Annotated in this window: 14 protein-coding genes; 7 read left to right on the forward strand and 7 right to left on the reverse strand. The window is 63.8% G+C overall.

Annotation, left to right across the window (positions count from 1 at the left end):
* Positions 1-5: 5 nt before the first annotated feature.
* From EJ067_RS21355 to EJ067_RS21365, 3 genes are all read right to left on the reverse strand, one after another.
* The gene (locus tag EJ067_RS21355; protein ID WP_126087233.1) at positions 6-1,022 is read right to left on the reverse strand and encodes a sensor histidine kinase; all 1,017 of its coding nucleotides are present in this window, start codon (positions 1,020-1,022) and stop codon (positions 6-8) included.
* A 180-nt stretch (positions 1,023-1,202) separates the two neighbouring features.
* Positions 1,203-1,367, reverse strand: a complete 165-nt coding sequence (locus tag EJ067_RS21360; protein WP_126087234.1) for a DUF1328 domain-containing protein — start codon at positions 1,365-1,367, stop codon at positions 1,203-1,205.
* A 161-nt stretch (positions 1,368-1,528) separates the two neighbouring features.
* Positions 1,529-2,323, reverse strand: coding sequence for a response regulator (locus tag EJ067_RS21365; protein WP_126087235.1), 795 nt, complete (start codon positions 2,321-2,323; stop codon positions 1,529-1,531).
* A 224-nt stretch (positions 2,324-2,547) separates the two neighbouring features.
* Between EJ067_RS21365 and EJ067_RS21370 the strand changes: the two genes are divergently transcribed.
* A complete protein-coding gene (locus EJ067_RS21370) occupies positions 2,548-2,751 on the forward strand; it encodes a NepR family anti-sigma factor (protein ID WP_126089684.1) in 204 nt (67 codons plus the stop codon).
* A 3-nt stretch (positions 2,752-2,754) separates the two neighbouring features.
* Positions 2,755-3,306, forward strand: coding sequence for an RNA polymerase sigma factor (locus EJ067_RS21375; protein WP_040973662.1), 552 nt, complete (start codon positions 2,755-2,757; stop codon positions 3,304-3,306).
* 45 nt (positions 3,307-3,351) lie between these two features.
* On the opposite strand, the gene EJ067_RS21380 is transcribed toward EJ067_RS21375, so the two are convergent.
* On the reverse strand, positions 3,352-3,732 hold the full coding sequence (locus EJ067_RS21380) for a response regulator (RefSeq protein ID WP_245467995.1): 381 nt from the start codon (positions 3,730-3,732) through the stop codon (positions 3,352-3,354).
* A gap of 165 nt (positions 3,733-3,897) precedes the next feature.
* Between EJ067_RS21380 and EJ067_RS21385 the strand changes: the two genes are divergently transcribed.
* From EJ067_RS21385 to EJ067_RS21395, 3 genes are all read left to right on the forward strand, one after another.
* The gene (locus tag EJ067_RS21385; RefSeq protein ID WP_126087236.1) at positions 3,898-4,659 is read left to right on the forward strand and encodes a Crp/Fnr family transcriptional regulator; all 762 of its coding nucleotides are present in this window, start codon (positions 3,898-3,900) and stop codon (positions 4,657-4,659) included.
* A 76-nt stretch (positions 4,660-4,735) separates the two neighbouring features.
* Entirely contained in the window at positions 4,736-5,062 is a 327-nt protein-coding gene (locus tag EJ067_RS21390; protein ID WP_126087237.1) for a DUF883 family protein, read from the forward strand.
* 7 nt (positions 5,063-5,069) lie between these two features.
* Positions 5,070-5,534 (forward strand): phage holin family protein, encoded by a 465-nt coding sequence (locus EJ067_RS21395; protein WP_126087238.1) that lies wholly within the window; start codon positions 5,070-5,072, stop codon positions 5,532-5,534.
* A 44-nt stretch (positions 5,535-5,578) separates the two neighbouring features.
* Here the strand turns inward: EJ067_RS21395 and EJ067_RS21400 are convergent, their stop codons facing one another.
* Positions 5,579-7,102: an HWE histidine kinase domain-containing protein gene (locus EJ067_RS21400; RefSeq protein WP_126087239.1), complete on the reverse strand. Its 1,524-nt coding sequence runs from the start codon at positions 7,100-7,102 to the stop codon at positions 5,579-5,581.
* 139 nt (positions 7,103-7,241) lie between these two features.
* Between EJ067_RS21400 and EJ067_RS21405 the strand changes: the two genes are divergently transcribed.
* Positions 7,242-7,445 (forward strand): hypothetical protein, encoded by a 204-nt coding sequence (locus EJ067_RS21405; RefSeq protein ID WP_126087240.1) that lies wholly within the window; start codon positions 7,242-7,244, stop codon positions 7,443-7,445.
* 8 nt (positions 7,446-7,453) lie between these two features.
* Here the strand turns inward: EJ067_RS21405 and EJ067_RS21410 are convergent, their stop codons facing one another.
* Positions 7,454-8,374 carry a diacylglycerol kinase family protein gene (locus EJ067_RS21410; RefSeq protein ID WP_126087241.1) on the reverse strand — a complete coding sequence of 307 codons (921 nt, stop codon included), beginning with the start codon at positions 8,372-8,374 and terminating at the stop codon, positions 7,454-7,456.
* 240 nt (positions 8,375-8,614) lie between these two features.
* Between EJ067_RS21410 and EJ067_RS21415 the strand changes: the two genes are divergently transcribed.
* Positions 8,615-9,931: a PRC-barrel domain-containing protein gene (locus tag EJ067_RS21415; protein WP_126087242.1), complete on the forward strand. Its 1,317-nt coding sequence runs from the start codon at positions 8,615-8,617 to the stop codon at positions 9,929-9,931.
* A gap of 64 nt (positions 9,932-9,995) precedes the next feature.
* Here EJ067_RS21415 and EJ067_RS21420 read toward each other — a convergent pair whose 3' ends face one another.
* Complete coding sequence (locus EJ067_RS21420; protein WP_245467996.1) at positions 9,996-11,546, reverse strand: alkaline phosphatase family protein; 1,551 nt, start codon at positions 11,544-11,546, stop codon at positions 9,996-9,998.
* Positions 11,547-11,590 lie beyond the last annotated feature (44 nt).

Consider the following 11,590-nt stretch of genomic DNA (forward strand, 5'->3'; position numbering starts at 1 on the left):
GCGGTTCACTCTATCTCGAAATTGCCGCCCGGGATCGTGAGGCGGTATTCGAGACGATCCTCGTTGATATCGAGGGTGGCCGAGCCATTCAGCGACGTCGGCACAACGCGTTCGAGAGCGACGCTGCCAAAGCGTTTTTCGTCGCGCCGGCCGGCGCCGGTCTTTTCCGCCCATATCAGCAAAAGACCGGGCGAGGTCTCGCTGCCGGCGGCGATCCTGGCGCTTATCTTGATCCGGCCGTCGGGCCGCGACAGGGCGCCGTAACTTACCGAATTCACAGCCAGCTCATGCATGGCAAGCCCGATATGCAGGGCGGCGTTCGGATTGAGGTAGGGGTTCTCGCCATCGAAACGCAAGCTGCGACCTGGATCGGCGCTATAGCGGCCGACCTGGCCGGATACGAGCTCCCGAAGCGCAGCTCCCCGCCAGTTGGAGGATGTCACCAGATCCTGAGACGATGCGAGCGACTGGAGGCGTCCGCGAAAGCGCGTCAGGAAGTCGCCAAGCGTCTCGGAGTAGCGCCCGGTCTGGGTGGCTATGCTCTGGATGATGGCCAGAAGGTTCTTCGAGCGATGGCTGACCTCCCGCAGCAGCGTCTTCAGCGTCTGCTCGCGGCGTTTCTGCTCCGTCGTCTCGACCATGGTGGTGACGACGCCCTGGACTTCGCCGGTGTCGCTGCGATCGGCATCGATCCAGATATGGAACCAGCGCACGCCGTCATTGTCGGGAATGCCGAGCTCGAGGCGATCGGCGTTGCCGGTTTCAACCACCTTGCGTTTGGCCGCGCCTATGCGCTCGGCCTGTGCGGGGGAGAGCAAATCCTTGCCGTCGGCCGTCTCGGATGCCCACGGCGCGCGCATGTTGCGGGCCCAGACGGTTTTCATTTCACGATCCTGGTAGAGGACCGAAATTCCAGCATTGTGCAGCGCATGGAGCAGCGCTCGCCCGAGCTGCATCCCGCTTTCCGCCGGATGCATCGCGATCACTTCATCGCTGCGTCTCTCCGAGGCCTTGGAACGCATCCGATACTTCCCGCATCCAGGCTTGAACGGCTAAGTCGGGTTACCGCCCCCGGTTTTGACACGCCGAGGCTGCGCGTAGCCCCAAAAGCGGTCCGCCGGACGATGCCCTTTGGAGACACCGCCCGGCGGTAGCTGGAAACCGTTTGAGGGGTGCGGCTTCCAGTGTTCGGCGTTCTCGCGTCAGACCCGTCTGAACAGGCCGGCGATAAGCGAAATCACCAGGAAGGCAAGGAAGATGAAGAACAAGATCTGCGCGATGCCAGCCGATGTGCCGGCAACGCCGCCGAACCCAAGCGCGCCGGCGATAATCGCGACCACAAGAAAAACGAGCGCCCAGTACAGCATGATACATCTCCTTCTGATGACCTGAAAAACGTGGTTGGATAGCGTTTGTTCCACCATTTGCGGAAAAAGACGACCCCTGGAAGCAGTTGCCGATCAGGCACCGCCAGCCTCATGCGAGGCGGGACCCTCGCATGAGATATCGGTCGTCGGCACGGATGAGGTCAGGCTGCGGCTTTTGCCTGGCGGTCGAAGAAAAGCGCCTGGCTGATCAAGGCCTTGACCATCTCGGGATTGAAGGGCTTGGTCACCAGAAACGCCGGCTCGGGGCGCTCGCCCGTCAACAGGCGTTCGGGGAAAGCGGTAATGAAGATCACCGGCACCGGTGTCGAGGACAGGATCTCGTTCACCGCCTCGATGCCCGAGCTGCCGTCGGCGAGCTGGATGTCGGCCAGGACCATTTTCGGACGCGTCTTGCCGAAAATCGCCACCGCCTCGGCATGCGTGCGCGCGGTGCCGACAACGCGATGGCCGAGGCTTTCGACCATCTCCTCGATGTCCATGGCGATCAGCGGCTCGTCCTCGATGATCAGCACGTCGGTCGCGACCTGGCGGGAGATCTCGCTGCTTGCCTGGGCAAGCAATTCGGAGAATTCCTGTTCGTCGGCGTCGAGGATTTCCGCCGCCTCGTCCTCGCTGAAACCTTCCACGGCGACCAGCAGGAAGGCCTGCCGCGGCCGCGGCGCGATCGCGTTCAGATTGGCGGCCGCCCGCTGCTCCCAGGCGGTCTGCGCATGCTCCTGCGGCACGCGGATGGCAATCGAGGTGAAGAGCCTGGCGAAGACCTTGTACAGCGCGATGCGATCGCTCGATGCCTTGGGGAAGACGTCGGTGTCGGCGATAATGGCTTCCAGCAACGCGGCGACCAACGCGTCACCGCTTTCCTGGGATCCCGACACGGCGCGCGAGAAACGGCGAAGGAACGGCAGGTGAGGAGCGATGGTTGCGGATAGACTCATATTCGACGTCTCCCTCAGATGACGCTGTTGCATTTCCATTAGGCCAAACGGGTCGCAAACCCCGGCAAACCAACGTCGGCTTTCTGAAAAAGTTCCGCCGGGCGTGGAACTAAATTAGGAAGCGGACGTTTGGGGATTTCGGGATGGGCAACCAGACAAAGGTGCCGCTTGCGTTGTGGTCTGTGGTTCTAAAGCGGTTTCGGGTGCTGGGAATTAGGGCAAATATGAAAGAAATGTCAAAGAATTCAACGACTGGCGCCATGGGCAGGCACCGGAATGGGGGTGGCAATCCGCTCGGACCGAACTCCGAAATTGCCCGCAAGCTCAAACAATATTACGACGATCTGGTTTCCGATCAGGTGCCGGATCGATTCGCTCAGTTGCTCAGCCAGCTGGAAAAGGCCGAACCCGCCGAGAAAAAGGACTGAGGCATGGCGGCGGTCTCCCAGAGCTTCAAGACCGAGCTGCTCGGCGCGATCCCGAGCCTGCGCGCCTTTGCGGTATCGCTGACGCAGAATGCGGACAAGGCGGACGACCTTGTCCAGGAAACGCTGGTCAAGGCGTGGGACAAGCATGAGAGCTTCCAGCCGGGCACCAACCTCAAAGCCTGGCTGTTCACCATCCTGCGCAACGAATTCTATTCGCAGATGCGCAAGCGCGGCCGCGAGGTGCAGGACAGCGACGGCATCATGACCGCCAGGCTTGCCGTCCACCCTGCGCAGCATGGCCAGCTCGACCTCAAGGATTTTCGCGGCGCGCTGGAGCAGCTGCCGGAGGATCAGCGCGAAGCCATCATCCTGATCGGCGCGTCCGGCTTTTCCTACGAAGAGGCGGCCGAGATCTGCGGCTGCGCGGTCGGCACCATCAAGAGCCGGGTCAGCCGGGCGCGCGCCCGGCTGCAGGATATCCTCAAGATTTCCGGCGAGGACGAATACGGCCCCGATGCGATCTCGGCGCAGGTGACCGGTTCGAACGCGGCCTGACGTCGCGCCGCATCGAGTATCGTTCCTTGTGGCGAATCAACCCGTTCAGGCGGCCGCCGCGCGCCCGCAGGCGGCAGCCAGGGCCGTGACAAGGTCTTCGCCCGAAAAGGGCTTGCCGATCAGCCGTATCTCGGGAAAAGAGTCCCTGAGGTCGTCCGAGTCCGAATAGCCGGTGGCAAAGACGAACGGAACGCCCGTGTTGCGCAGTCGCCCGGCAAAATCGAGGGTCGAAACGCCGTCCAGCATCAGGTCGACGACGGCCGCGTCGAAGCGGGACGGCAGGTCCTGCTCGTCGATCTCGGTCAATCCGCGGGCGATGGCGACATCGGCGGCACCATGGTCCCGGCACAGCTGTTCGACATCCATGGCGATCAGGAATTCATCCTCTACAACCAGGATGCGCAATCCGTCCAGCAATGAGGGCACGTGTCGGCGACTCCTATAAGGCCCGCAGTCATGCGCGGTATTTGGGTCTCTGTCATTTAAAAAAGACATGACCGGGTGATGCATTGCCGTGAACGGCGGAACCTCGGTGCGCGTGGAGCGTTTCCATTCGCCCGATCGGGGGAGGGATTTCGAAGAGGGGTCGAAATGTCCGGCCAGAGCGCACCTTCCGTTTCCAGCCGCCAATACCCTTGCGAGAAATGTCCGCTGCGGCCGCTGCCGGCTTTTCGCGAGTTCGAAAGCCAGGAGCTGTCATTCATCAGCGGCTTCAAGAAGGGAGAGCTCGCGGTCGACAAGGGCGCGACGGTGCTGGTCGAAGGCAGCCACAGCGCTCATCTCTACACCGTGCTCTCGGGCTGGGCATTCCGCTACAAGCTGCTGCCCGACGGGCGGCGGCAAATCCTCAACTATTCCATGCCGGGCGATCTCATCGGCCTGCAGGGCAGCCTGATGGGCGAGATGCAGCATTCCGTCGAGGCCTTGTCGCCGATGCTGCTGTGTGTCTTCGAGCGCGACCAGTTGCACGAGCTCTACCGCAACTACCCGGGCCTGGCCTATGACATCACCTGGATGGCATCGCGCGAGGAACGCATGCTCGATGAAAACCTGCTGAGCATCGGCCGGCGCTCGGCGCTGGAGCGCACGGCCTATCTCGTCGCCTTCATCTCCAGCCGCGCCCGGGGCGCAAGCCTGGAAAGCAAGAAGCCGATGCAGATCCCGATCACGCAACAGCATATCGCCGATACGCTCGGCCTTTCGCTGGTGCACACCAACAAGACGATCCGCAAGCTGATCGACCGCAAGCTGATTGCGTGGCGCGACGGCGGTTGCGAGATCATCGACCAAGAAGGGTTGAAGGACCTCGCCGGTTGGGAAGGCCTGGGTGAGGAGCGCAGGCCGCTGATCTGAAGGATCCGGACTGCTAGGAACGGAACCCTGGTCTCAACCGGGCGTTGGAAGCGAAGCGAACTTAAGGAGTTAAGCAATGGCGACCGCCTCAGGCAGATCCGCAACGGATGCTCCCTCCAACACCGACCTCGAAGCCGACATCCGGCAGTTGAAGGCCGACATCGAAGAGCTCACCAGGCAATTGGCCAAGACCAGGGACGACGGCTACGGCGCGGCGCGGCGAGCGGCCACCGAGGGCGTCGAGCAGTTGCGCGCGCAAGGCGAGGCAGCGTTCGAAAGCGTGCGCGGAAGCGCCCAGGACCTGGAAGCGCAGTTGATAGCCAGCGTCCGCGAAAAGCCGGTGACATCGCTGGCGATCGCCGCGGGAGTGGGCTTCCTGTTCGCGCTGCTCTCGCGCCGCTAGCCCGCATATGGGGACGCTGGCTTCGCTGATCTCGGCCCTTGCTTCCGGCGAGGCCACGGCCGTTTTGCAAAGAGCGCGCGTGACGGCAATCCTCTACGGGCTTGCCGGCATTTTCGTCCTGTGCGGCGTCGGCTTCCTGGTCGGCGCCGCCTACATCTGGTTTGCCGCGCGCTACGGCGCGCTGGCGACTTCCCTGGGCTTTGGCGTAGGGTTCCTGGTGTTCGCGGCGCTCATTCTGGTGATCCACAAGCTGACCGCCGGCATGCGGGCGCGGCGACGCGCGCGAAGGCGAAAGGCCGACATGACGGCTATCGGCATTACCGCGGCGCTCGCGCTTCTTCCGGCGCTGGCCAAGAGCAGGGGTGGCCTGGGCGCGCTTCTCGCGCCCGCGATCGCGCTCGCCGCCTACGCCATCTACCGTGAGAATGTGAAGCCCGGGCCCGGCGATCCGGATTCCGGCAATGGATCTTAAGCGGCTCAGCGTCAGGCAGGAACGCTGGACCGCTTCAGCTTTCGTCACTTCAACAGCGGCTCGAGCGGCATCGCTATCTCGGCAAAGACGCCGCCGGGACGATATTCGTGGGTTACCTCGCTGTCGATGACCTTGGCCAGGCTGCGCCGGATCAGGATGGAGCCGAAGCCGTGGCGATCGGGCGGCTCGACCTTGGGGCCGCAGGTCTCGCGCCAGGTCAGCACCAGCCGTCTCGCGCCCTTTCGACCCTGTGTTTTCCATTCCAGATCGACTTTTCCGGACGGAACCGAGAGCGATCCGTATCTCAGCGCGTTGCTGGCGAGCTCATGCAGGATCAAGCCCAGCCCAACGGCCTGATCCGGCGAGAGCAGGAGATCGGGGCCGGAGATCCTTATGCGGGACCGGCCGCCGGCGTCGAAGGCCTTTGCCTCGATCCTTGCCAGCTCGGCGATCCCGATGCCGCGCCATTCGCGGTCCGAGAGCAAACCGTGGGCGGCGCCAAGCGCTTGCAGCCTGGCGCTGAAGGCTTCGAGAAACTCGCTCGGCTGGTGGGCATGGCGCACGGTCTGCGTCGCCAGGGCCTGGACCGTCGCCAGCGTGTTCTTGACGCGATGGTTCAGCTCGCGAAGCAACAGGCGCTGGCGCTCGTCGCCGAGCTTGCGCTCGGTGATGTCGTAGTTGACGCCGAAGATAAGCGTCGGCCTGCCGTCGCTGTCGCGCTCGACGACGCGTCCGCGCGTCGCGATCCAGCGGACCGGATGAAGCCCCTTGACGCGATATTCGCCAAAATAGTCGTCGCTGCCGCTCAGCGCGTCGCGGAAGCGTGTCTCGGTCTGATAGACGTCGCGGGGATCGATGGCGCGCAGGATGTCCTTTGCCTTGAGCCGGTTGGACGGCGGCAGGTTGAAAAGCTCCGCCAAAAGCGCGCCGCAGTCGATCATGTCGGTGCGGATGTCCCAGGCCCAGCTCGCCAGCGAGGCGGCGTCGAGCGCGATCGCGCGGCGCTTCTCCTCGCGTGCCAGCTCCGCCTGTGCGATGGCGCCGTTGCGCGTGGCGTCCTTGAGCACGAAGAGGCTGGCGGCAAGCTCGGCCAGCGTCTTCAACTGCGCGATCTTCTCGTCGGCCGGAAACGCCCTCGGCTTCCGGTCGAGCACGCAAAGCGTGCCGACCCTGACGCCGGCAACGATCACCGGCGCGCCGGCGTAGAAACGGATATGCTCTCTGCCGGTGACCAGCGGATTGCCGGCAAAGCGCGGATCGAGCGTGGCGTCGGTGACCACCATGGGATCGTCGCCGGCGGCAATGGCATGGGCGCAGAACGAGATGGCGGTCGGCGCCTGCCTCTCGTCGAAGCCCAGCCGCGACTTGAACCACTGGCGATCAGTGTCGACCAGCGTCACCAGCGCGACCGGCGTTTCGAGTATCGCGGCGGCGAGACCGCCGATGCGGTCAAAGTCGGGATCGCCGGCCGTGTCCACGGCCCTGAGGCCGCGGAGCACGGCAAGCCGGCCCGCATCCTCGACGAAGCGGCTGACATCGGCCGGCAAGCTGGCTGCCTTGCTACCCACCAATCCCCCATGCGCCACGCCCCGCTACAAGCGGCGGCCCGATCGCTGCCGAACCTCGCCCGCGGTTTCGGAACCTTCGCTGAAAGGACCCGTTACCCGACCATGCCGCGCCCGCCGCCACGCAACATGGAGGCCAATAATGACCAAGATCGTTCCTGAAGACAAAGCCCGCCAGGGGCACTGGGGCTGGCATGCGCTGAGAATCCTCGTCGCCGGGCTTTTGCTGGCCTTTATCGCCTGGGCGGCCGTCGAGATCTATGGCGAGGTGATCAAGAGCCCGACGAGCGACCAGAGCGTGCCTGAGGCGCCGGCTGCCGGGCAGAAATCCCCGCAAGGCGGCTGATCGCATCATCATGCCGCCTTGGCCTGCGTATTGCTTGCCGGAACCAGCACGTTCAGGGCGCGGGGATGAATTTCGATCACCGTCTCGCGTTCCAGCCTGACCAGCTCTCCATCCATGACCGCGCTGAATTTCCTCGTCGGTGAATGGATCCTGAGAACGGCCTTGTCGGCCTGATGGATCTCGACATGCTCGCTGTCGCGCCATCGGCCGCGCAGCATGTCGAGGAGCAGCTTCGCCAGGTGGTGACGTCTACGCGCGACGCTGACATAGATGCCCAGCACGCCACCCGCCGGATTGTCCGCGTAAGGCAGATGGCCTTCGCCGAACAGATTGTTGCTGATGCCGATGCCGGTCGTGCGGGTGACGATCTCGGCGTTGCCGATGCTCAAGGTGACCTTGAGGGTACGCGGGTTCTTGATCGTTGCCCATGCCGCGCGAACGGAAGCCCGCATCTTTCCCAGCCGCGAACCGAAATCCATATTCGCCCGAAGCTGCACCATCCTGGCATGCATGCCGATCGAAAACTGATGCACGAATGGCTGGCCGTTGGCGCTTGCCATGTCGACGGCCATCACCTCGCCCCCGGCGAAGGATTTCAGCGCCGCATCCAGCGTCTGCGGGATGCCGAGCCCGCGCGCAAAGAGATTCATCGTGCCCGCCGGCAATATGGCCAGGGCCTTTTTCTTGTTCATGAGAAGGGACGCCGCCGTCGAAATCGTGCCGTCACCGCCTCCAGCGATCACGACGTCGATGTTCCGCTTCGCTATGGCCGTTTCCAATGCCGTGGCGACTTCGCGGCCGGCAACGATGTCGACCTCAACCGAATGGCCTGCCGCTTCCAGCGTCTGGCGCAGACGATCGGCAAAGGCTGAGATGTCGATCGTGCGCAGCGTGCCGCCGTCCTGGTTCAGCACCGCCGCAAAACGCATGCCCCGCTCCGTTCCTTGCAATCCCTTGGCTGAATGACCCCTCAGCCGCAGGCTGAAACGAAAACCGCCGACGAAAGGTTCCTTGCCGGCCAGGAAACCCGGCAGGCCAGTGCCAGCCGCTGTTTTGGAACAAGCCTCCGCTCACGACGTTGTGAAATCGTGGAACAGTGCCGCATCGGGCCGGCGTAGCCAAAGGCCCGCAGTGCGGCGTGCACCAACCAGGCACGAGGAGGAACTATCATGATCCGCACCCTTTTTGCGACGACCGCGCTTGCAACGCTGGTTGCAACCGGGGCCTTCGCCCAGACGGCAACGCCGGCACAGCCGCCTGCCGCCGAAAACCCCGCGCCAGTGATCCGCGCGGATGGCGCCCTGATGACCAACATCATCGGCGAATCCGTCTATAACGGCACCGGCAAAGACGCCCAGGATATCGGCAAGGTCGACGATGTCGTCTTCGACGCAAGCGGCAAGGCCAAGTCCGCAATCATCGGCGTCGGCGGTTTTCTTGGCGTCGGCACGAAGGACGTTGCCTTTGACTATAGCAAGCTCGAGTGGGCCGAGAAGAACGGTGACCGTTGGCTGGTGGCCAAGACGACTAAGGACGAGCTGAATGCCCAGCCTGCGTTCGACCGCAAGCCATACGATCCGGCCCCGGCGCAATCGGCAGATGCTACCCAGCCTGCAACCACTGGAACGGCGCAGGCGCCCGCCCAGCCGGCTGAACCGGTGAAGAAGGCGGACGGCAATCTCGCCACCAACATCATGGGCGAGTCTGTCTACAATGGCACCGCCGATGACGCCCAAAAGATCGGCGATGTGAACGACATCGTGCTTGCCAAGGATGGCAAGGCCGAGTCGCTCGTCATCGGCGTCGGCGGCTTTCTAGGCATCGGTGAAAAGAGCGTCACCTATGACTTCGCCAAGGCAAAATGGGCGGAAAAGAACGGCGACCGCTGGCTGGTGGCCGAGACCACCAAGGAGCAGCTGCAGGCGCAACCGGACTTCAACCGCAAGGCTTACGATCCGGCGCCGGCCTCGACAAGCACTGCTGCGTCGAACGAGACGCCACCTACCACAACGCCCGCTGTGGCGTCGTCCGACACCACGGCCGGCAAGGAGGCTAAGCCAGCCCAAACTGCGCAGGCGACCACCGAGACCAAGCCTGCGGATTCCGGCACGTCAGCCACCGACACGACGCAGACAGCTTCGATCGACAAATCGACGCTGACCGAAATGCCGATGGACAATATCCGGGGCGACGATCTGAAGGGCGCCACCGTCTATGGCGCCAACGACGCCAAGATCGGCACAATCGGCGATGTCGTGCTGAAGGACAACAAGCCGGACGCCGTGATCGTCGACGTTGGCGGCTTCCTCGGCATCGGCGCCAAGGAAGTGGCGGTCGGCATGGATAAGCTCAAATTCATGACCGACAAGGACGGCAAGAAATATCTCTACACCAACTTCACCAAGGAAGAGCTGCAGGCGCAGGCGGCCTATGACAAAGGCACCTATGCCGAGAAGCGCGACCAGCAGCGGATGATTCTGAAGTAAGGGAGTAGGGCAGTAGGGCAGTAGGGCAGTAGGAGACACCGTCTCGACATACTGCCCTATTGCCTTACTGCCCTACTGCCTTGGCCAGGTGGCCGACCACCCCATTCTCCGTCAGCTCCGCCAGCGCCAGTGACTGGTCGAGATGCCTGGCGCGCCAGGCGAGCAGCTTTTCGGCAAATTCCAGACGAACAGGCAGATAAGCGGGGTCATGCGCGACGTTTCTCAGTTCGCCGGGATCCTTCGTGAGATCGAACAGCAGTGGCGGCAGGGCGCCGCCGAAATGGACATATTTGAAGTCGTCGGTGCGCAGGACAGCTAGGTTGCAGTCGCGCGAGCCGACGACGAAATGACGCTCGGCTTCGCCGTCGGCGATCGAGCGGAAATCGAATTCCCAATGCGCGGCCTCGCGCCAGTCGGTCGGCTGCTTGCCGTCGAGCCACGGCGCCAGCGATCTGCCGTCGAGATGTGGCTGCGGTGCGGCGCCGATCAGGTCGAGCAAAGTCGGAAAGATGTCGACGGCTTCGGTGAAGCGGTCAACCGATGCGCCGGCAGTTGTTCCGCGGCCGGGATCGCGGATGATCAGCGGAATGTGGTAGCTGGCGTCGAAGAAGCCGCCTTTGCCGAGCATGAAATGGTCGCCCATCATCTCGGCGTGGTCGGAGGTGAGCACGATCACAGTGTCGTCCCAGCTGCCGGCCGCCTTCAGCGCTTCCCAGATGCGGCCGAGCTGCGCGTCGAGCTCGGAGATCATACCGTAATAGATCGCGCGGATGCGGCGGAAGTTTTCCTCGCTCCAGTCCGGCACCTTGCCCTCGATGCCGGGGACGAACTTGGTCCGCTTCTGCAGGCCCAGATCGTAGGCGAGATAGGGATGGCTTTCGGCCTCGGCCTGCCAGGTCGCCGCGCGCCGGAAAGCGGGACCGTCGGCCGGATCGTACATGGCGTTGTAGGGCTCGGGCACGATGAACGGCGGGTGCGGGCTGATGAAGGAGATGTGCGCGAACCAGGGCGTACCCTGCTCGCCAAGCCAGCGAATGAATTCGCCGGCCAGGAAGGCGGTCGGCGTCTGGTCCTTCGAGTAGACGGGCGGCGCGTTGCTCACATCGCCTCCGGTCTTGCCTCGCTCGCCCGCCGGACGATGGATGCCGGGGCTGCCGGCGCTGGCGTCGATGCCCTGCATTCTCAGCCAGGACAGCCATTGCTTCTGATGCTCGGGCAAGGACTGCCGGACGCTGAAGCCGGGCAGCACGCCTTCATAGCTCCTCAGGCGCGGATCGCCGGCTGCGAGCCGGCGAGGGTCAGGCGCCACATCGGTGTAGCCGAACAGCGTCGGGTCATAACCCGCCGCGCGCGCCGAAAGCGCGATATTGCCGTGGCGGGCATCGAGCGGCGAGCCGTTGCGGCACACGCGGTTGTTCATCTGGTAGAGGCCGGTATAGAGGCAGGCGCGGGCCGGCGAGCAGGGCGCCGCTCCGCCATAGTGGCGCCGGAAGAGCACGCCTTCGGCGGCAAGCGCGTCGGTGTTTGGCGTCCTGACCACCGGATGGCCGGCGGCCGAAAGGCAATCGCCGCGCCACTGATCGCAAGTGATGAGAAGAACGTTCGGGCGGCTCACTCGGTTGTCCAAGGTCTTCTCCTCAAAACGGCGCGCCGCTCATG

This window comes from Mesorhizobium sp. M1D.F.Ca.ET.043.01.1.1, assembly GCF_003952385.1.
Lineage (GTDB): Bacteria > Pseudomonadota > Alphaproteobacteria > Rhizobiales > Rhizobiaceae > Mesorhizobium.

Excerpts from the sequence above, each read along its gene's own strand:
- EJ067_RS21355 (WP_126087233.1), bottom strand. The coding sequence starts at position 1,022 with ATGCGTTCCAAGGCCTCGGAGAGACGCAGCGATGAAGTGATCGCGATG.
- EJ067_RS21360 (WP_126087234.1), bottom strand. The coding sequence starts at position 1,367 with ATGCTGTACTGGGCGCTCGTTTTTCTTGTGGTCGCGATTATCGCCGGC.
- EJ067_RS21365 (WP_126087235.1), bottom strand. The coding sequence starts at position 2,323 with ATGAGTCTATCCGCAACCATCGCTCCTCACCTGCCGTTCCTTCGCCGT.
- EJ067_RS21370 (WP_126089684.1), top strand. The coding sequence starts at position 2,548 with ATGAAAGAAATGTCAAAGAATTCAACGACTGGCGCCATGGGCAGGCAC.
- EJ067_RS21375 (WP_040973662.1), top strand. The coding sequence starts at position 2,755 with ATGGCGGCGGTCTCCCAGAGCTTCAAGACCGAGCTGCTCGGCGCGATC.
- EJ067_RS21385 (WP_126087236.1), top strand. The coding sequence starts at position 3,898 with ATGTCCGGCCAGAGCGCACCTTCCGTTTCCAGCCGCCAATACCCTTGC.
- EJ067_RS21390 (WP_126087237.1), top strand. The coding sequence starts at position 4,736 with ATGGCGACCGCCTCAGGCAGATCCGCAACGGATGCTCCCTCCAACACC.
- EJ067_RS21395 (WP_126087238.1), top strand. The coding sequence starts at position 5,070 with ATGGGGACGCTGGCTTCGCTGATCTCGGCCCTTGCTTCCGGCGAGGCC.
- EJ067_RS21405 (WP_126087240.1), top strand. The coding sequence starts at position 7,242 with ATGACCAAGATCGTTCCTGAAGACAAAGCCCGCCAGGGGCACTGGGGC.
- EJ067_RS21410 (WP_126087241.1), bottom strand. The coding sequence starts at position 8,374 with ATGCGTTTTGCGGCGGTGCTGAACCAGGACGGCGGCACGCTGCGCACG.
- EJ067_RS21415 (WP_126087242.1), top strand. The coding sequence starts at position 8,615 with ATGATCCGCACCCTTTTTGCGACGACCGCGCTTGCAACGCTGGTTGCA.